The following is an 18,589-nucleotide window of genomic DNA, read 5'->3' as shown; positions in this document are numbered from 1 at the left end:
AGTCAACGAGATTACATTAGACGAAAGTATTGTGCTCTTCCGGTCACCAATCGCGAAGGAATATTATCCCGACCGCTTGCCAGCGGACAGACCTCATGTTTACTTCGAACCATGGCCGATCGAGGGGAGAAAAAACCGTCGGCGCATCAATAACGGGAGGTACTAAATGGATCGTCGTTCATTCTTCAAAAAGGCAGCTGTAGCCGGCACGGGTGCTGCTGCAGCAACTGCGCTTGCGGCACCTGCCATTGCGCAATCTGCACCCAAGATCACCTGGCGTCTGACATCGTCGTTCCCGAAGTCTCTGGACACGATTTATGGCGGTGCGGAAGACATTGCCAAGCATGTGGCCGCTGCGACCGATGGGAACTTCACCATCCAGACCTTTGCTGCGGGCGAAATCGTTCCCGGCCTGCAGGCGGCGGATGCCGTATCCGCCGGAACGGTCGAAATGTGCCACACCTGCTCCTACTACTATGTCGGCAAGGACCCGACGTTCGCGATCGGAACGGCCATTCCCTTCGGTCTCAACCAGCGTCTCACGAACTCCTGGTTCTACGAAGGCAATGGTACGAAGCTCCTCAACGAATTCTACGCGACCCATGGTTTGATCGGCTACATCGCAGGTAACACCGGCGTGCAGATGGGTGGCTGGTTCCGCAAGGAAATCAACACCGTAGACGATTTCAAGGGCGTCAAGATGCGCATCGCCGGTCTCGCCGGTCGTGTGGTCGAGAAGCTCGGCGCTGTGCCGCAGCAGATTGCTGGCGGTGACATTTATCCGTCGCTGGAAAAGGGCACCATCGATGCCGCCGAATGGGTCGGTCCTTATGACGACCTGAAGCTTGGCTTCTACAAGGTCGCCAAGTTCTACTACTACCCGGCCTTCTGGGAAGGTGGTCCGGTTATCCACGCCTTCATGAACAAGGCGAAGTTCGAGGCTCTGCCGAAGTCCTACCAGGCAGTGCTTCAGGACGCCTGCGCCTTTGCCAACAGCAACATGATGGCGAAATACGACGCCAAGAACCCGATTGCGATCAAACAGATCGTGGCCAATGGCACGACGCTGCGTCCTTTCAGCCAGCCGATCCTCGAAGCGGCCTTCAACGCTTCGAAGGAAGTCTATGCCGAGATTTCCGCCAAGAACGAATGGTTCAAGAAGATCTACGAAGATCAGGTGGCTTTCAAGAAGGAAGGTTATCTGTGGATGCAGCTTGCTGAATACACCTACGATACCTTCATGATGATCCAGCAGCGCAACGGCAAGCTCTGATCAACTCATCCGCTTTCCAAACGAACCCGGGGCTTCAACCCCGGGTTTTTTGTTGCTTGCATCAGGTATGAAAAAGGCCCCACCGAGGTGAGGCCTTGATGTCAGGACCGATGCAATCTCAAGGATTGATCTTGGGCGGTTGGCTCAAATCCGGCTGACCGGACGGTTGCGTTTGCGTCGGCTGTTGTCCAGGCAGACCATTCAACGGCGGCAGTCCCAAGGCTGGGGCTGATCCAGATTGGCCTGCTGGCAGGCTGTCATTGCCGAAGGTCAATGGCGGAAGGCCCATGGCGGGCGCTGAACCGTTCTGCCCACCGAGCGGGGGAAGGCCAAGTTGCAGACCGTCATTTCCAGGTGTGCTGCCGGATCCCATCCCCGGCAATTGAATTTGCACATCGGAAGGATTGGTTGTCGGTTGGTCTGTCTTGTAATGCATGACCAGTCCCGGGAATGCAATCACAACCAGAATCATCACGAACTGGATGATGATGTAGGGGAAGACGCCCTTATAGATTTCCGTCGTTCTGACAGGTGGCATGGTCTTGCCTGTGACCTTGTCGACCCATGGACTTGCCGGCGCAATGGAGCGCAGGAAGAAGAGGGAGAAGCCGAACGGTGGTGTCAGGAACGAGGTCTGAAGGTTGATACCAAGGATGATGCCGAACCAGACCAGATCGATGCCGAGCTTGTCTGCAACAGGCGCCAGAAGCGGCACCATGATGAAGGCAATTTCGAAGAAGTCGAGGAAGCAGCCGAGAATGAAAACGATGATCGTGACGACGATCAGGAAGCCGTATTCTCCGCCTGGCAGCGCCAGTAGCAATTCCTCCATCCAGACATTGCCATTGATGCCGTAGAAGGTAAGGCCAAACACACGCGCACCGATCAGGATCATCATCACGAAGGCCGACAGGCGCGTGGTTGCGTCCAGAGCCGTTTTGATTGACCCAAGAGTCAGGCGGCCCTTGGCAAGTGCAAGAAGAAGGGCACCAGTGGCACCCATGGCGCCACCTTCCGTCGGCGTGGCAATGCCTAGGAAGATCGTGCCGAGAACCAGAAAGATAAGGGCCAAAGGCGGAATCAGAACGATGATCACGCGTTCGGAAAGACGCGAGATGATTTTCTTTTCGATTTTCTCGTTGACGAGCGCCACCACATAAACGACGCCGACGGCGAATGCCAGAGCCGCAACAAGTCGCCATTCCTCACTCTGAATGCCGACAAAGAGAATGTGCAGGCCAAGGTAATAGAGGCCAATCGCAATGACGAACATCACAGCCAGGGACGTCACGCCATTTCCGAGCGTGCGTGCTTCCTGCGGCAGTGCGGGTGCCCATTCTGGCTTCACCAGTGTGACCGCGAAGATGTAAAGGCAGTAAACGCCTACGATCAGCAGGGCGGGATAGAGTGCGCCGACATACATGTCGCCAACAGAGCGACCAAGCTGGTCGGCCATGACGATCAAAACGAGCGATGGGGGCACGATCTGTGCAAGCGTGCCGGACGCTGCGATCGTGCCGGATACCAGCGGACGGTTATAGCCGTACCGCATCATAATCGGAAGCGAGATCAATCCCATGGCCATGACGGATGCAGCAACGACACCGGTCGTTGCTCCGAGCAAGGCGCCGACGAGGATGACCGCATAGGCAAGACCGCCGCGGACAGGGCCAAACAACTGGCCAATCGTGTCCAGCAGATCCTCCGCCATCCTTGATCGCTCAAGAATGATCCCCATGAAGGTAAAGAAGGGGATCGACAGCAGCGTGTCATTATACATGATCCCGTAAATGCGTTCGGGATGCGACTGGAGGAGGGGCCAGAACAACCGGATGTCTGGTGAGATATGCGAGAGTTCAACGCCGACGACGAAGAAGATCAAGCCGCCTGCTGCGAGCGTGAAGGCAACCGGATAGCCGAGCAGCAGCATCAGCATCACTGATGAAAACATCACCAGTGGCAAATTGAGTGCAATGATATGAATGATCTCAGCCATGGGTCACCTCGGAGGCTGGGGCTGCGGCTTCCGACGATTTCTCCTCCCGCGGATCCGGTATCCGGCCCGTAACGACGGCGAAACGCTTGATGATCTCAGAGAAGGCCTGAGCGAGCAAAAGCGCAAAGCCGATCAGGACAGCCAGCTTTGCCGGCCATATGACAAGGCCACCTGCATTCGAAGAGATTTCACCTGACTGGTAGGAAAGCCAGAACCATGGCCATGCCAAATAGGTCATCAGACTTGCAAATGGCACCAGGAAGATGATGTGAAGCGTCAGATCAATCAGATCGCGCGTGCGTTTGCTCCAGTTCGAAGACAGAATGTCAATGCGGACATGCTCGTTCTGCAGCAGGGCATAGGCTGCTGCGAGCATGAAAACGGTGCCAAACAGATACCACTGAACCTCAAGCCAGGCATTCGACGAGATATCGAGCGCCTTGCGCATGACGGCATTGCCAGCGCTGATCAAGACAGCTGCCAGTAGTAGCCACGACACCCAGCGACCAATGAAGCTCGTTACCGCGTCTATGGCGCGGCTGAGAGCAAGGAGCACAGTCATGATGCAATTCCCCCACCTTATTCTTTGTTATCTTCTCTAAGGCTAAATCGGGAATCGGCGCAACGCTACCAATGTCTCGGGGACCCTGCTTTCCCGATATTTCTTGCTCAGTGATGCGCGAATGCGCAGGAAACTGTCGTTTGCCAGATTTTCGCGAGGCTATCGTCGATTTCATGCCAGGCGCAGCAGAGAGCGTAACACCAAGTCGATTGCGCTTTTTGTGCTTTTTGTGTAGCCATTTCTCTCAGTAGAGGATTGCGCCTGTCTTGCAGGCGCTGGACATCGATGCAGGGGAGAGTTTGAGCATGGATCATCATCACGCAGGACCGGTCGAAACAGGCGCTCCGATGGACTATCGCGAGCACGAAAAGACCTATGACCTGTTCCTGGCCGGTGCCAAGTGGGGCACGATGATGTGCATTGTCCTGCTGATTGCCATGCTGGCCGGTTTCTTCGCCCATGGCGGGCTGCTTGGTGGAATTCTGGTGTTCGTTATCCTAAACGCTGCCGGTTTCTATCTGCTGCGTTGATTTGAAGTCCTCATTCGCAAGATGAAACGAAAAAGGCCCGGCATCGACCGGGCCTTTTTCATAATGTCTTGCGAAGGGAGATATCTTCAGCCCGCGGCAGCCGTGCCACTGCGCGTACGTGCTGCACCATCCTGCGCAGGCTTGTAGTTCGGGTCCAGACGAACGGCATGGTTGTAAGACTTGTAGGCGCGTGCCTTGTCGCCGCGGCGCTCGTAGACCAGCGCCTGATTCGCCCAGGATTCGGCAATCTTGTCGTTCAGCTCGATGGCATGGTTGAAGTCGGCAAAGGCGTTGTCGTCATTGTTTAGCGCGACATAGGATACGCCGCGGCCGTTATAGGGTTCCGGCGAACCCGGAGACAGCGAGATGGCCTTGGAGAAGTCTTCAATCGCCTGGGCGTGTTGTCCGCGAATCTGGTAGATCAGACCACGACCATGCCAGGCGCGACCATCCGTCGTGTCCTGCTGGATTGCGCGGTCGAAATCATTGAAGGCTTCGTTTATGCGGCCAGCCTGACGATAAATATTCCCGCGTCCGATCAGGGCCACGTCATAGTTCGGGTTGATCTGGAGCGCAGTGTTGTAGTCGTTTACGGCTTCTGCCGGCTTGCCCATGTTACGATAGACGAGCGCACGATTCGCATAGGCTTGGAAGAAGCGGGGGTTCAACTGGATTGCGCGGTTGAAATCGTCCACGGCGCGCTTGAAATCGCCGGAGCGTCCATAGGCCGCACCGCGCACGTTATAGCCTTCCGGATCCTGCGGGTTTGCCTGGATGACCGAAGTCAGGGAAGCAATATTCTGCTCCGACCCTTGTGCGCGATCAAGCCGGATGAGGTCGGTGCTGGTCGTTGTTTCGCAGCCAGCCAGCAATAGTCCGCTGAGCAGCAGCATTGGTCCCGCGATGCGAACCTGCAAGCGGCGGTGCATCTGCCTTGATTCTGGGGTTGGAAGTTCAGGCGAATTTGCTGCGGTCGTAGCGGCCATCAGGCACAATTCCTCGTGTCTTTACGTGTAAGGCGGCGATCCGGGAAACCAAAAAAAGCGGCGGCGAAAATTCGCCCCCGCCCTTCAATCACGAAATAACGTCGAAAAGACGGCCAATTAGCGGCCGGTGCGACCAGCAGCAACCAGACCTTCACGCTGTGCGCGCTTACGGGCCAGCTTGCGCACGCGGCGCACAGCTTCTGCCTTTTCACGAGCGCGCTTCTGGGAAGGCTTCTCGTAGTAATCGCGCATCTTCATTTCGCGGAAGATGCCTTCGCGCTGCATCTTCTTCTTGAGAGCGCGGAGAGCCTGATCAACGTTGTTGTCGCGGACAAGTACCTGCACGTGAATCCCGTTCCTTTGGTTATTCGAGTTAGCCGCCTGACAGCGCAGTACTGAAGGCGAAATAATAGGTTTCCATGGCCCACGCCATGCAATTGGTGAAGGCACATAACAGAAGGGATTTACGAAGTCCAGCGGGCTTGGCGGCTCCGTTTGCTAAATTGTGCAAAACCCCTTGAATCCAGTAGGTGCAGCACCATGCACGGCCACATCAAGGCTCGATGAAAAGGATGCTGCGATTTGAATTTTAGAAAGCAAGGTGCATATACCGGCACGTTTCAGTAACGACAGAACAGGAGAAGCAATATGCAAGGTCTTTCATATTCACAGTTCGGAAAACCCTCCCAGGTGCTCGCGGTTCATGAGCTTTCCAAGCCGGAACCCGCAGCTGGCGAGGTGCGCCTGCGCATGATGCTGTCTCCGATTCACAACCATGATGTGCTCACGGTCAGCGGTCAGTACGGTTACAAGCCGCCGCTTCCAGCTGGGGCCGGTAGCGAAGGTGTGGGCATTGTCGATGCGCTGGGCGAGGGTGTGCAGGGCGTTTCCGTCGGTCAGCGGGTGGTTGCCAGCGGTCTCAAGGGTGCCTGGGCCGAATATGCCATTGCGAAGGGCGCTTCCTGTGTGCCGATGCCAGAGAGCATTGATGATGAAACGGCAGCGCAGCTGATTGCCATGCCATTGAGCGCTTTGACGCTTCTGGAATTCACCGGGATCCGCGAAGGCCAGTGGCTTATCCAGAATGCTGCCAATGGTGCGGTCGGGAAGGTGCTGGCGCAGCTTGCCAAGCCGCGTGGCATCCATGTCATCAACCTTGTGCGCCGCGCGGATGCGGTGGAAGAACTCAAGGAGCTTGGCATCGAAAACGTCATCGCAACCGATGCGCCGAACTGGAAGGAGGCGGTGACATCTCTGACCGGAACATCGCCGATCGCCGTTGCCATTGATGGTGTTGGCGGAGACGCGTCCGGCGATCTCCTGTCGCTTTTGGGCGAGGGCGGTCAGCTGATTTCGTTTGGCGTGATGTCGGGCGAGAAAATGCGGATTTCTGCGGGAGACGTCATCTTCAAACAAGCGGTCGTCAAGGGTTTCTGGCTTGCCAAGCTCATGGAAACCATGTCGCGGGAGGATGCAGGTCGCATGATCGGCGAGCTGGTGACGCGTGCCGCCAAGGGCGAGCTGAAACTGCAGGTCGATGCCGTTTTCCCACTGGCCGAAGCCGCGAAGGCTGTAGATGCCGCAGTCGAGCGTGGTCGCAAGGGCAAGGTTCTTCTTCGTATCTCCTGAGACCGAACCAAGCTGGCACACGCGCTTTAACAAAATCGCGTGTGTCGAAACCAAAGCCTGAATGCGTCGCAAAGCAACCATTGCGACGCGCTTCGATTTGCGATTTGTATGGTTCCACGAAAGGCTATTTCGCCTCAAGGAGCTAAAGGCAGATATGCGCAAATATTCGGTCTTTGCGGTGGCCCGGGAGGCCATGCGCAGCCACAAGGGGTGGGAACCGCAATGGGTCTCGCCGGAACCGCGTTCTTCTTACGATGTCATCATCATCGGCGGCGGCGGTCACGGACTGGGCGCGGCCTATTATCTTGCCAAGGAACACGGCATCACCAATGTGGCGGTGATCGAAAAAGGCTGGCTGGGCGGCGGCAATACGGGTCGCAACACCACCATCATCCGCTCCAACTATCTCTATGAAGAGAGCATGGATATCTACGAGCATTCCCTGAAACTGTGGGAAGGCTTGAGCCAGGATCTCAATTATAACGTCATGTATTCGCCGCGTGGCGTGATGATGCTGTCGCACAACACGCACGACATGCAGAGCTTCAAACGGCATATCAATGCCAATCGGCTCTATGGCATCGATAATGAATGGCTGACGCCGGAAGAGGCAAAGAAATTCTGTCCGCCGCTCGATATCTCCAAGACGGCCCGTTACCCCATCAATGGTGCAGCACTTCAGAAGCGTGGCGGCACGGCCCGTCATGATGCGGTTGCCTGGGGCTATGCGCGCGCGGCGTCCGATCGCGGCGTTCACATCATCCAGAACTGCGAAGTCACCGGCATCCGTCGCGGTCCGGGCGGTGAAGTGACAGGCGTTGAGACCAATCGCGGCTTCATCGGTGCACGCAAGATCGGCGTGTCCGCTGCCGGTCATTCCTCGGTCGTCATGCAGATGGCGGATGTGCGGGTGCCGCTGACCAGCAACCCGCTTCAGGCGCTGGTGTCGGAACCGCTAAAGCCGATTTTCCCCTGCGTGGTCATGTCCAATACGGTGCATGCCTATATCTCGCAGTCGGACAAGGGCGAACTGGTGATTGGCGCCGGTACGGACCAGTATCACTCCTATTCCCAGACCGGGGGTCTTCAGATCATCACGCATACGCTGGATGCCATTTGCGAGCTGTTCCCGATTTTCCGCCGCGTGAAGATGATGCGCCAATGGGGTGGCATCACCGATAACACGCCGGATCGCTCCGCCATCCAGAGCGTCACGCCGGTGCCGAACCTGTTCGTCAATTGCGGTTGGGGAACGGGTGGCTTCAAGGCAACGCCAGGGTCTGCAAACCTGTTTGCCTGGCTGATTGCCAAGGGCGAGCCACATCGTCTGGCGCAAGGCCTGACGCTGGACCGGTTCCGCACAGGACGCCTGATCGACGAAGCGGCGGCTGCCGCTGTCGCGCACTGAAGAAGGGGACATTCATGCTGTTGATCCATTGCCCCTATTGCGGCGAGAGCCGTTCCGAACTGGAATTTCGCTGGGCGGGCGAGGCGCATATCGCGCGGCCCGAGAACATTGCCGAGATTTCCGATGAAGCCTTTGCCGAATATTTCTTCATTCGCGACAACACCAAGGGCATTGCCTGGGAACGCTGGCGGCACATTCATGGCTGCGGACGGTTCTTCAACACGATCCGTGACACCGTGAGCGACAAGTTCCTGTTGAGCTACAAGGCAGGACTGGCGCGGCAACCGGTTCCGGGTGCCTCTGAACCGGTGGAAGGAGATGCGGCATGACGTCTCATCGCATCAAGGGTGCCGGACGACTGACGCCTGCCCGCAAGGCCCGCTTTACCTTCGACGGCAAGATCTACACCGCATTGGAAGGCGATACGGTTGCTTCCGCGCTTCTGGCGAATGGCGTGCATCTTATGGGCCGCTCGTTCAAGTATCACCGTCCTCGCGGTATCCTGTCTGCCGGTGCGGAAGAGCCGAATGCGCTTCTGGATGTCGCGCGTGACAGCGCCCGCTGTCAGCCCAATGTGCGCGCCAGCGTGCAGGAGGTCTTCGACGGTGCGATCATCCAGTCGCAGAACCGTTGGCCGTTCCTGTCCTTCGATATCGGCGGTATCAACAATCTGCTCTCGCCATTCTTCGCGGCAGGCTTTTACTACAAGACCTTCATGTGGCCGCGCGAGGCCTGGGCGAAGCTCTATGAGCCGATCATCCGCCGTGCTGCCGGTCTGGGCGTTGCGCCAAAGGAAGAAGATCCGGATCATTATGCCAACCGCTTTGCCCATTGCGATGTGCTTGTGGCCGGTGCCGGTGCGGCGGGCCTGACGGCAGCACTTTCCGCCGCCGAAACGGGTGCCTCCGTTATTCTGGTGGATGAGCGTGCAGAAGTGGGCGGCGCGCTTCTGTTCGATAGCGGAATCGTGATCGACGGCAAGCCGGGCTATGACTGGGCGCACGGCGTGCTTGCCAGGCTCAAAGCCATGCCGAATGTGCGCGTGCTGACCCGCACCACTGTGTTCGGCTATTACAATCACAATTTCATCGGTCTTGCGGAGCGGGTGACGGATCACCTGCCGCGTCCGAATAAGTCGCTGCCGCGTGAACGCTTATGGCAGGTGCGAGCGAAAAAGGTGGTACTGGCAACCGGCGCGATCGAGCGGCACATGGTGTTTGCCAATAATGACCGTCCCGGCATCATGCTGGCCTCGGCGGCGCGCATGTACCTCAACCATTACGGTGTTGCCGTCGGCTCAAAAGTTGGCGTCTACACGGCCCATGACAGCGCCTACGAGGCGGCATTCGACCTGAAGCGCGCCGGTATCGACGTGGTTTCCATCGTCGATTGCCGTGCCAAGCCAAACGAGGCGCTTCTTTCGGCTGCGCGTGTTCTGGGCATCGAAGTCCTGTCCGGCTATTCGGTCGTCAACACATCTGGCCGTCTGCGCATTTCCTCGATGACGGTGGCTCGCAACGGCTCGACCAACCATCGCAAGATCCCCGTCGATGCGCTGTTGATGTCCGGCGGTTGGACGCCTTCGGTTCATCTCTTCTCGCAATCGCGCGGCAAGCTGAAGTTCGATGCAGAAAACCAACGTTTCCTGCCCAATATCTACGCGGAAGCGTGTGTCTCCGTCGGTGCCTGCAACGGAACCGACGAGATCGGCGCGCTGCTGGCAGAGGCTTCGGCTGCTGGCGGCGGTGCGCTGAACCTTTCCGGCGAAAGTGCCTATGCCTGGACGGGCGGCATGATCGGTGCTGCCGAAGGAGCAGGGCCTGATACGGCGGTGAAGGCTTTCGTGGATTTCCAGCACGACGTGACGGCAAAGGACATTCGCCTTGCCGTGCGCGAAGGCATGCACTCCATCGAGCACATCAAGCGCTTTACGACAAACGGCATGGCGTCCGATCAGGGCAAGCTGTCCAATATGCATGGTCTGGCGATTGCGGCGGAAATGCTGGGCAAGGACATTCCGCAGGTCGGTCTCACCACTTTCCGCGCACCCTACACGCCGGTGACGTACGGCACGCTGATTGCCCATTCTCGCGGCGATCTGTTCGATCCCGCCCGCAAGACGCCGCTGCATGGTGAACTTGTAGCCGCAGGCGCCGAGTTCGAGGATGTGGGCAACTGGAAGCGTGCCTGGTATTTCCCGCGTCGTGGCGAGGATATGCATGCTGCCGTCAATCGCGAGTGCAAGACAGCACGCGAGGTGGCCGGTATCTTTGACGCCTCCACGCTCGGCAAGATTGAGGTGGTCGGTCCGGATGCGGCGAAGTTCCTCAACCTCATGTACACAAATGCCTGGGACAACCTGAAACCCGGCAAGTGCCGTTACGGCATCATGACCCGCGAAGACGGCTTCATTTACGATGACGGTGTCGTGGGGCGCCTGGCTGAAGATCGCTTCCATGTGACCACGACGACGGGCGGTGCGCCGCGCGTGCTCCACCACATGGAGGACTACCTCCAGACCGAATTCCCGGATCTCAAGGTTTGGCTGACCTCCACCACCGAACAATGGGCGGTGATTGCCGTGCAGGGTCCGAAGGCGCGCGACATCATTGAGCCGCTGGTGGAGGGTCTCGACCTTTCCAATGAGGCCTTCCCGCATATGAGCGTTGCCGAATGCACGGTCATGGGTGTTCCGGCTCGTCTGTTCCGGGTTTCGTTTACCGGTGAAATCGGTTTCGAAGTCAACGTACCTGCCGATTATGGTGCTTCCGTCTGGAAGGCCATCTGGGAGCGTGGCGAGGCTTTGGGCGCTTGCCTCTATGGCACGGAAACCATGCACGTGCTGCGCGCCGAGAAGGGCTATATCATCGTTGGGCAGGATACGGATGGAACCGTGACTCCGGATGATGCCGGTTATGGCTGGGCCGTTTCGAAGAAGAAGATGGATTTCGTCGGCATTCGGGGCCTGAAGCGCCCTGATCTGATCCGGTCCGGTCGCAAGCAACTGGTTGGCCTGCTGACTCAGGACCTCACGGAAGTTCTGGAAGAGGGCGGCCAGATCGTTGCCGATCCGAACGAACCGAAGCCGATGACCATGCTGGGCCATGTGACGTCTGCCTACTGGTCGGAAAATCTGGGCCGCTCGATTGCGATTGCGCTCGTTGCCGATGGCCGTGCCCGCATGGGCAAGACCGTCTACATCCCGATGAAAGACAAGACCATTGCCGCAACCGTGACGGATATGGTGTTCTTCGACAAGGAAGGAGGCCGCATCCATGGCTGAACTTGCAACGCGCGCAGTACCACTGGCCGGCGCTCACGGCGGGACGGCTTCCGTTCGGCTGAAGCCGGCGTCGTCGGCCCATCGCATCTCGCTTCGCGCCGGAGAAGACGCCGTTTCCACACTTTCAACGACGCTCGGATTGAGCTTGCCCACACAACCGAAGACCTCCGCCTCTTCCGGTTCGCGCACCGCCCTCTGGCTGGGGCCGGATGAATGGCTCGTGATCGATGAAGGCGAGGGCGGACTTGTGGAGGCTGCCCGGTCCTCTGGTGCGGTTCATTCCGCAACGGATGTTTCGCATCGCAATACGGCAATCCTGATCGAGGGGCCGGGTTCTTCCGACGCCCTGAACGGCGGCTGCCCGCTGGATCTTTCACTGAAAGCTTTCCCGGTGGGTTCTTGTGCGCGCACTCTGTTTGGCAAGATCGAAGTCGTGCTTTTGCGGACAGGGGAACAGAGTTTCCGCCTGGAATGCTGGCGCTCTTTTTCGGAATACGCCTTCGGCCTCCTGCGCGAGGCGGCGCTGGACGCAGAATAGATCTGATAGCGATTTATGATGGAGTTGGTATCTTTGGTAGTTTGCGGCTCCCAAATGTGGGCGTAGCGTACTGGTGGTCGGACGCCTCTACGGCTTGTAAACGGAGCGCTCCATGACTGTTCACTCGTCTTGAGGCCTGTCCTTGGGATCGAATTGAACGATCGTCAGCCAGATTCCTGACACGGCTGGCTTTCGTTCGTTTTCGATCTCAACCTTCACGTCATAGCTCGTCATCAGCATGTTGGCTCCGCGATACCGCGCTTCCTTCAGTACGAACTTACCCCGCACGCGCCGACCGACCCTGACGGGTGAGCCGAAGCGGATCTTGTCGAAGCCGTAGTTCAGGCCCATCGTCTGTTCGCGGATTTTGGGCAGTGCCGAGTAATTCATGGCGGATAGCAGGGAGAGTGTGAGAAAGCCATGGGCGATGGTTTCTCCAAACGGGCTTTCCTTGGCCGCTCTTTCAGGGTCCGTGTGAATGAACTGCTGATCCAGCGTGGCATCGGCAAACTGGTTGATCATCGTCTGATCAACGGTGATCCAGTCGGATACGCCGATTTCCTGTCCGGTCAGGGCGGAGACGTCTTTCAATGAAATGATTTTTGTCATTCTGTTCCTGTCGGACAATGAATTTCATATCTGGAGGGTCGCTTTGTAATATTCAAACGATCTTCTGTCGATTTCAGGGGCGTCAGCATTTATCAACAGATCCTCTTATACTGTCTTCACTCAATGCTCTTGTGACACCAGCCAGGTTACCGAACGCGGAGCAAACCCTTCCTCGGGCTGCGGGCGATCGCCAAGCACCTCATTCCATGCGCCTTCCGGCAGGCAGATCTGCCGAACCTCGCTGGAGCGGTTGAAGACGATGGCCAGTTGCACATCCGTCTTTGTGTCACCATCCAGGGTTTGCAGCAGCATGGTCAGCTGTGTTCGTTCCGGCTGCTCCCAGTCGGCTATGGTCATCGGTTCGCCCAGTTCGTTCAGCCAGGCAATGTCGCCGTCCCCGTGAAAGAAGTCGAGATCAGCAAAGGCTGAGAAGCGGCGGCGGATGGCAGCGAGCTCTGCGGTATGCGCCAGCAACTCCTCATCGAGCTCCGTCCAGTCCAGCCAGGTGATCTCGTTATCCTGCGCATAGGCATTGTTATTGCCTTGCTGGCTGCGCCCGCCTTCATCGCCCGCCGTCAGCATAATCGTGCCGCGCGTTGAGAATAGGGTAGACAGCAGTGCCTTAACATCGCGTTTTCGCCCTGACACCACGGCCGATAGAGGGGTGGCGCCTTCGATGCCATTGTTCCACGAGTGGTTTTCGTTGTGGCCGTCACGATTATCCTCGCCATTGGCCTCGTTATGCTTGTGGGCATAGGACACCAGATCCATCAGCGTGAACCCGTCATGGGCTGCGATGAAGTTCACCGTGCGCGTCTCGGTCTCTCCGTGGCGGGAAAAGATATCTGACGAGCCGGCCAGAGCATTGGCAAGCGTTCCGGTTTTCGAAGGATCGCCACGCCAATAGCAGCGCATGTCATCGCGGGCGCGGTCGTTCCATTCGAGGAAGGGTGCCGGGAAATTGCCGAGCTGATAGCCGCCTGGTCCGATGTCCCAAGGTTCGGCAATGAGAATCCGGTCAGCCAGAACCTCGTCTTGCGTGATTGCCAGCAGCGTATCGCTATGGCGGGAAAAGCCCTCATGACTGCGGCCTAGAATGGTGCCAAGATCGAAACGGAATCCATCGATGCCAGCATTCAGCACGAAGTGGCGAAGGGTGTCGACAATCATTCGCCGAACGGTCGGGTGGTCGCAGGCGACAGTGTTGCCGGTGCCTGTATCGTTGATCAAAGCGCCCGGATTGTCCGGTTGATGCCGGTAGAGGCTCAGGTTATCCAGACCTCGGAAACTCAGGGTCGCGCCGTAGCGATCGCTCTCGCCGGTGTGGTTGAAGACGAGATCGAGAATGACACCGATGCCGTGGCGATGCAGTTCCGCAACCGTTTCGCTTAGTTCCGCCATGCCACCGAGAGCAAGCCGTGGATCGAGCGCCATGAAGGTGACGGGATTGTAGCCCCAGCCATTGGTGAGCCCGAGAGGCGGCAGATGCCGTTCATCGATCCAGGCGGTAATCGGCAGAAGCTCGACCGCATCGACACCGATGCGTTTCAGATGCGCGATGACGGATGGATGGGCAAGGGCCTTCAGCGTGCCGCGTTCATGCTGCGGCACGTCCGGGTGAAGCATGGTGAAGGGGCGAACTCCCAGCTCATAGATCAGGCCACCTTTGCGAAACACTGGCGGTTTTGACGTGACCGGTCGGTCTGCCGTCACGATCGCCTTAGGAACCAGATCGGCCGTATCGAGGCCGAATTCCGAAAGGCGAGGATCGTAGGTGTAGGGGCGATCAAGCTCCTTCGCATAAGGGTCGACCAGCAATTTGGTAGGATCAAACCAAAGTCCGCACGCGGGATCGTAGGGGCCGGAAACGCGCAAGCCATAGCGAGTGCCTTCCCCAAGTCCCGGAACGGCAAGGGTAAACCGGCCATAGCCCTGCGGCGTCATCGCCAACCTTTGGAGTTCCTGCCGTCCCCCAGCGTCGAAGACGCAGATCTCCACTCCCACAGCATGCGTGGACTGGACTGCGAAGGTAACGCCACCTGCGGTAAGGGTTGCGCCCAGAAAAGAATGCTGCATACGGCTTCCAGTTCTTCGAGAAACTGTCATAGTATCAGTATTGACTTATGTACGCGGCAGGCGCGTCATACGCATCTTGCACAGTTCGACAGTTTTGGGGAGGAAAACATGCCATCGACCATTCGCTTACATCGTGTGCTCAAGGCTCCAGTGGACCGCGTCTTCCGTGCGTTTACGGACGCCGACGCCATGGTGAAGTGGAATCCGCCGCACGGCTTTACTGCACGCATGCATGAATTCGAGCCGAAGGAGGGCGGCATTTTTCGCATGTCCTTCACCAATTTCACGACGGGCGAAACGCATTCCTTCGGTGGCAAGTATCTCGAATTCGTCGAAAACAAGCGCCTTCGCTATACAGACCAGTTCGATGATCCGAACCTGTCCGGGCAGATGGAAACGGTGGTGGAGTTCAAGGAGACACCGATGGGGACGGAACTCACCATTGTGCAGGCGGGTATTCCCGACCCCATTCCGGAAGCAGCCTGCTATCTCGGCTGGCAGGAATCGCTGTCCTTGCTGACACTTCTGGTAGAGCCGGAGATTCGGCAGGGATAGGCAGTCATACAAGCGTATTACCCCCCCCTCTGCCTTGCCGGACAGAGGGGGTGAAGCTTAGCCGCTTAGGTTATGACTGTCGGCGCATCGCGGCCCGTCCGCTTTTTGATTTCCGCAATCTCATCTGCCACGGCAATCAGATCGGCCAGTGCTGCCTGTGTTTCGATGTCATGGCGGGACGCATCAGGCTCATAACGCTCCACATAGAGCCGCAGCGTAGCGCCCGATGTGCCGGTGCCGGAGAGGCGGAACACTACACGGCTGCCACCTTCGAACAGCACGCGGATGCCCTGGTTTTTTGAGACCGAACCGTCCACTGGATCGTTGTAGGCGAAATCATCCGCGGCTTCGACTTTCAGCGCGCCGAAGCTCTGGCCAGGCAGGGAGCTGAGTTTTTCGCGAAGGGCAGCAACCAGCCCGTTGGCGGCGTCCGTATCCACTTCCTCATAATCGTGGCGGGAATAATAGTTCCGACCGTATTCGGCCCAATGGGCTTCCACGATGTCCTTCACGCTCTTCTTCTTGGCGGCAATGATGTTCAACCAGAAGAGAACGGCCCAGAGGCCATCTTTCTCGCGCACATGGTTGGAGCCGGTGCCGAAGCTCTCTTCTCCGCAAACGGTTGCCTTGCCAGCATCCAGAAGGTTACCGAAGAATTTCCAGCCGGTCGGTGTCTCATACATACCAATGCCGAGCTTCTCCGCCACGCGGTCGGCGGCGCCACTGGTCGGCATGGAGCGGGCAATACCGGCAATGCCGTCTACATAGCCCGGCGCGCAGGTCGCGTTGGCGGCGATTATGGCGAGGCTATCGGATGGGGTCACGAACATACCCTTGCCCACGACCATGTTGCGGTCGCCATCGCCATCGGAAGCGGCACCAAAATCTGGGCCTTGCGGGCTCATGACATCGTCATACAGTTCCTTGGCATGAACCAGGTTCGGGTCCGGATGGTGGTGACCGAACTCGGGAAGTGGCACTTCGTTGCGAACCGAACCTGCGGGCGCTCCGAGGCGCTTCTCCAAAATCTCCACGGCATAGGGTCCGGTGACAGCGCTCATACTATCGATCACGACGCGGAAGCCGGAGCCGATCAGGTTGCGGATCGCGCCGAAATCGAACAAGCTCTCCATCAAGTCGGCATAATCCTTCACCGGATCGATGACTTCGACAATCATGTCACCCAGCGCGTAGAGGCCGACCGTATCAAGATCTACATCCGCTTCCTCGAGGATCTTGTAGGTATCGATGACCTTGGTGCGGGCAAAGATCGCATCGGTGATTTTTTCCGGCGCGGGACCACCATTGCCGATATTGTACTTGATACCGAAGTCTTCCGTCGGGCCACCGGGATTGTGGCTGGCCGACAGCACGATGCCACCGAAGGCACCATATTTGCGGATCACATGCGACGCGGCTGGTGTAGAGAGAATGCCGCCTCTGCCGACCATGACCTTGCCGAAGCCGCTGGCTGCGGCCATTTTCAGGGCTTTCTGAATAACTTCGCGGTTGTAGTAGCGACCATCGCCACCGATCACCAGCGTCTTGCCCTCAAAGCCCTCCAAACTGTCGAAGATCGACTGGATGAAGTTCTCGGCATAGTTTTCCCGGGCGAACACCGGCACCTTCTTGCGCAGGCCGGATGTGCCCGGTTTCTGATCCTGATAGGGTGTGGTCGAGACGGTCTTGATCATCAATGCGAACCTTTCGGAAGAAGGCTGGAGTATAGTTCGGCGTAAAGCCCGGCACTCTTTTCCCAACTCACGTCGGATTTCATGCCCTGTTTTTGCATCTGAACCCATGTCTTTGTGTCGCCATGGAGGCGAACAGCGCGGCGAAGCGCGCGCTTGAAATTATCGAGCGTTACGGGGCCAAAGGTGACCCCGGTGGCGGATTTTGCCGCAAGCGCGGCGGGATTGGCATCGATAACGGTATCGTTCAGCCCACCCGTGCGGGAAACCACAGGCACGCAACCGTAACGAAGGCCATAAAGCTGCGTCAGTCCGCAAGGCTCGAAACGTGAGGGAATAAGAATGGCATCGCAGCCCGCCTGCATGAGGTGCGACAGCGGCTCGTCATAGCTGACCTTGATGCCGATACGTCCCGGATGGCGGCTCGCAGCGGCCTGCAACGCATTCACCAGTTCCGCGTCACCGGAGCCCAGAACCGCAAGCTTTCCGCCCATGGCCACGAGATCGTCAGCGGACTGAGCAATCAGGTCCACGCCTTTCTGCCAGGTCAGGCGGGATATGACGCAGAAGAGTGGCGCGTCGTCATTCACCAGGCCGAACTGTGCTTCCACGGCACGCTTGTTCTTGCGGCGTGCCTTGAGGTCGCCAACAGAGTAGTGGTTGGCCACGTCCTTGTCGGATTGCGGGTTCCACACGTCGACGTCGATGCCGTTGACGATGCCGTGCAGATCGCTGACGCGGCGATTGAGCAGGCCTTCCAGCCCCATGCCAAATTCCGGCGTCAGGATTTCTTCCGCGTAGGACGGACTGACGGTGGTTACCGCCCAGGCGGTCTGAATGCCTGCCTTCAGATAGCCGACCTGATTGTAGTATTCGACGCCTTCCATATCAAAGGCATGCGGAGGCAGCCCGAGTTGGGGGAAGATATCGGCGTTGAAATTACCCTGGAACGCGATGTTATGAATGGTCATCACGCTGGGGATCGCCGGCGTGTCGGCAAAGCGCAGATAGGCAGGCAGCAGACCCGTTTGCCAATCGTGCACGTGTACGAGATCCGGCTTCCAGCCTGGCATATTGCCGAGTGCGATTTCAGCGCCCGCCTTGGAAAGCGCCGCAAAGCGCCGCCAGTTGTCGAAATGATCATGCCCTTGGGTGTCGAGATAGGGCCCGCCTGCCCGGTCGAAAAGGGCGGGACAGTCCAGAACCAGAAGTTCCAGACCGGCCACCTTGGCTTCCAACACATTGGCGCTGACACCCAGCAGATCATCGAATGTCATACGAATGGCGACATCGCGCAGCGCCGACATGACTGCCGGATAGCCGGGGATCAGCGTCTTCATCTCGATACCAAGTTTGCCAAGAGCCAGCGGCAGCGCACCAGCTACATCGGCCAATCCTCCGGTCTTCACCAGCGGATATACTTCCGAGGCAACCGACAGAACCCTCATGCCCA

The 18,589-nt window shown here is 58.0% G+C and carries 16 protein-coding genes; 8 read left to right on the top strand and 8 right to left on the bottom strand.

The features are described from left to right. Positions 1-166 precede the first annotated feature (166 nt). Entirely contained in the window at positions 167-1,273 is a 1,107-nt protein-coding gene (locus MUU53_RS04680; protein ID WP_247259848.1) for a TRAP transporter substrate-binding protein, read from the top strand. 118 nt (positions 1,274-1,391) lie between these two features. On the opposite strand, the gene MUU53_RS04675 is transcribed toward MUU53_RS04680, so the two are convergent. Then, positions 1,392-3,260 (bottom strand): TRAP transporter large permease, encoded by a 1,869-nt coding sequence (locus MUU53_RS04675; RefSeq protein ID WP_247259954.1) that lies wholly within the window; start codon positions 3,258-3,260, stop codon positions 1,392-1,394. Position 3,261: 1 nt separating this feature from the next. Beyond that, positions 3,262-3,831: a TRAP transporter small permease subunit gene (locus MUU53_RS04670; protein WP_247259847.1), complete on the bottom strand. Its 570-nt coding sequence runs from the start codon at positions 3,829-3,831 to the stop codon at positions 3,262-3,264. Between the two features lie 305 nt (positions 3,832-4,136). Here MUU53_RS04670 and MUU53_RS04665 point away from each other — a divergent pair, with 305 nt between their 5' ends. Further along, complete coding sequence (locus tag MUU53_RS04665; protein WP_247259846.1) at positions 4,137-4,361, top strand: aa3-type cytochrome c oxidase subunit IV; 225 nt, start codon at positions 4,137-4,139, stop codon at positions 4,359-4,361. 86 nt (positions 4,362-4,447) lie between these two features. On the opposite strand, the gene MUU53_RS04660 is transcribed toward MUU53_RS04665, so the two are convergent. Both MUU53_RS04660 and rpsU read right to left on the bottom strand, forming a co-directional pair. Further along, a complete protein-coding gene (locus tag MUU53_RS04660) occupies positions 4,448-5,290 on the bottom strand; it encodes a tetratricopeptide repeat protein (RefSeq protein WP_247259953.1) in 843 nt (280 codons plus the stop codon). Between the two features lie 174 nt (positions 5,291-5,464). Beyond that, on the bottom strand, positions 5,465-5,692 hold the full coding sequence (gene rpsU / locus MUU53_RS04655; RefSeq protein WP_062555758.1) for a 30S ribosomal protein S21: 228 nt from the start codon (positions 5,690-5,692) through the stop codon (positions 5,465-5,467). 303 nt (positions 5,693-5,995) lie between these two features. On the opposite strand from rpsU, the gene MUU53_RS04650 reads away from it, so the two are divergent. From MUU53_RS04650 to MUU53_RS04630, 5 genes are all read left to right on the top strand, one after another. Beyond that, positions 5,996-6,976 carry a zinc-binding dehydrogenase gene (locus MUU53_RS04650; RefSeq protein ID WP_247259845.1) on the top strand — a complete coding sequence of 327 codons (981 nt, stop codon included), beginning with the start codon at positions 5,996-5,998 and terminating at the stop codon, positions 6,974-6,976. Between the two features lie 154 nt (positions 6,977-7,130). After that, positions 7,131-8,384, top strand: coding sequence for a sarcosine oxidase subunit beta family protein (locus MUU53_RS04645; protein ID WP_062555971.1), 1,254 nt, complete (start codon positions 7,131-7,133; stop codon positions 8,382-8,384). A 14-nt stretch (positions 8,385-8,398) separates the two neighbouring features. Beyond that, on the top strand, positions 8,399-8,713 hold the full coding sequence (locus tag MUU53_RS04640; RefSeq protein WP_062555755.1) for a sarcosine oxidase subunit delta: 315 nt from the start codon (positions 8,399-8,401) through the stop codon (positions 8,711-8,713). Continuing rightward, positions 8,710-11,667 carry a sarcosine oxidase subunit alpha gene (locus tag MUU53_RS04635; RefSeq protein WP_247259844.1) on the top strand — a complete coding sequence of 986 codons (2,958 nt, stop codon included), beginning with the start codon at positions 8,710-8,712 and terminating at the stop codon, positions 11,665-11,667. The genes MUU53_RS04640 and MUU53_RS04635 overlap by 4 nt, the downstream gene beginning before the upstream one ends. After that, positions 11,660-12,205 carry a sarcosine oxidase subunit gamma gene (locus MUU53_RS04630; protein ID WP_247259843.1) on the top strand — a complete coding sequence of 182 codons (546 nt, stop codon included), beginning with the start codon at positions 11,660-11,662 and terminating at the stop codon, positions 12,203-12,205. Before MUU53_RS04635 ends, MUU53_RS04630 begins: the two co-directional genes overlap by 8 nt. A 120-nt stretch (positions 12,206-12,325) precedes the next feature. Here MUU53_RS04630 and MUU53_RS04625 read toward each other — a convergent pair whose 3' ends face one another. Further along, a complete protein-coding gene (locus MUU53_RS04625; RefSeq protein WP_247259842.1) occupies positions 12,326-12,814 on the bottom strand; it encodes a MaoC family dehydratase in 489 nt (162 codons plus the stop codon). 120 nt (positions 12,815-12,934) lie between these two features. Continuing rightward, positions 12,935-14,890 (bottom strand): glycogen debranching protein GlgX, encoded by a 1,956-nt coding sequence (gene glgX / locus MUU53_RS04620; RefSeq protein WP_247259841.1) that lies wholly within the window; start codon positions 14,888-14,890, stop codon positions 12,935-12,937. Positions 14,891-14,998: 108 nt separating this feature from the next. On the opposite strand from glgX, the gene MUU53_RS04615 reads away from it, so the two are divergent. Then, positions 14,999-15,445 (top strand): SRPBCC family protein, encoded by a 447-nt coding sequence (locus MUU53_RS04615; protein WP_247259840.1) that lies wholly within the window; start codon positions 14,999-15,001, stop codon positions 15,443-15,445. A gap of 65 nt (positions 15,446-15,510) precedes the next feature. Here MUU53_RS04615 and MUU53_RS04610 read toward each other — a convergent pair whose 3' ends face one another. After that, positions 15,511-17,139 (bottom strand): alpha-D-glucose phosphate-specific phosphoglucomutase, encoded by a 1,629-nt coding sequence (locus MUU53_RS04610; protein ID WP_247259839.1) that lies wholly within the window; start codon positions 17,137-17,139, stop codon positions 15,511-15,513. Further along, on the bottom strand, positions 17,139-18,584 hold the full coding sequence (gene glgA, locus MUU53_RS04605; RefSeq protein WP_247259952.1) for a glycogen synthase GlgA: 1,446 nt from the start codon (positions 18,582-18,584) through the stop codon (positions 17,139-17,141). The genes MUU53_RS04610 and glgA overlap by 1 nt, the downstream gene beginning before the upstream one ends. Between the last annotated feature and the right edge of the window lie 5 nt (positions 18,585-18,589).

The sequence above is a fragment of the Affinirhizobium lemnae genome (assembly GCF_022968395.1).
Taxonomy (GTDB): Bacteria; Pseudomonadota; Alphaproteobacteria; order Rhizobiales; family Rhizobiaceae; genus Neorhizobium; species Neorhizobium lemnae.
The sequence above is the reverse complement of the archived record's forward strand: the minus strand, read 5'-3'. Positions and strand labels throughout refer to the sequence as shown.

Coding starts and splice junctions, on each gene's coding strand:
- MUU53_RS04665 (WP_247259846.1), top strand. CDS start 4,137: ATGGATCATCATCACGCAGGACCGGTCGAAACAGGCGCTCCGATGGAC.
- glgX (WP_247259841.1), bottom strand. CDS start 14,890: ATGCAGCATTCTTTTCTGGGCGCAACCCTTACCGCAGGTGGCGTTACC.
- MUU53_RS04625 (WP_247259842.1), bottom strand. CDS start 12,814: ATGACAAAAATCATTTCATTGAAAGACGTCTCCGCCCTGACCGGACAG.
- MUU53_RS04615 (WP_247259840.1), top strand. CDS start 14,999: ATGCCATCGACCATTCGCTTACATCGTGTGCTCAAGGCTCCAGTGGAC.
- MUU53_RS04610 (WP_247259839.1), bottom strand. CDS start 17,139: ATGATCAAGACCGTCTCGACCACACCCTATCAGGATCAGAAACCGGGC.
- MUU53_RS04645 (WP_062555971.1), top strand. CDS start 7,131: ATGCGCAAATATTCGGTCTTTGCGGTGGCCCGGGAGGCCATGCGCAGC.
- MUU53_RS04680 (WP_247259848.1), top strand. CDS start 167: ATGGATCGTCGTTCATTCTTCAAAAAGGCAGCTGTAGCCGGCACGGGT.
- MUU53_RS04670 (WP_247259847.1), bottom strand. CDS start 3,831: ATGACTGTGCTCCTTGCTCTCAGCCGCGCCATAGACGCGGTAACGAGC.
- MUU53_RS04660 (WP_247259953.1), bottom strand. CDS start 5,290: ATGCACCGCCGCTTGCAGGTTCGCATCGCGGGACCAATGCTGCTGCTC.
- MUU53_RS04650 (WP_247259845.1), top strand. CDS start 5,996: ATGCAAGGTCTTTCATATTCACAGTTCGGAAAACCCTCCCAGGTGCTC.
- MUU53_RS04630 (WP_247259843.1), top strand. CDS start 11,660: ATGGCTGAACTTGCAACGCGCGCAGTACCACTGGCCGGCGCTCACGGC.
- glgA (WP_247259952.1), bottom strand. CDS start 18,584: ATGAGGGTTCTGTCGGTTGCCTCGGAAGTATATCCGCTGGTGAAGACC.
- MUU53_RS04635 (WP_247259844.1), top strand. CDS start 8,710: ATGACGTCTCATCGCATCAAGGGTGCCGGACGACTGACGCCTGCCCGC.
- MUU53_RS04640 (WP_062555755.1), top strand. CDS start 8,399: ATGCTGTTGATCCATTGCCCCTATTGCGGCGAGAGCCGTTCCGAACTG.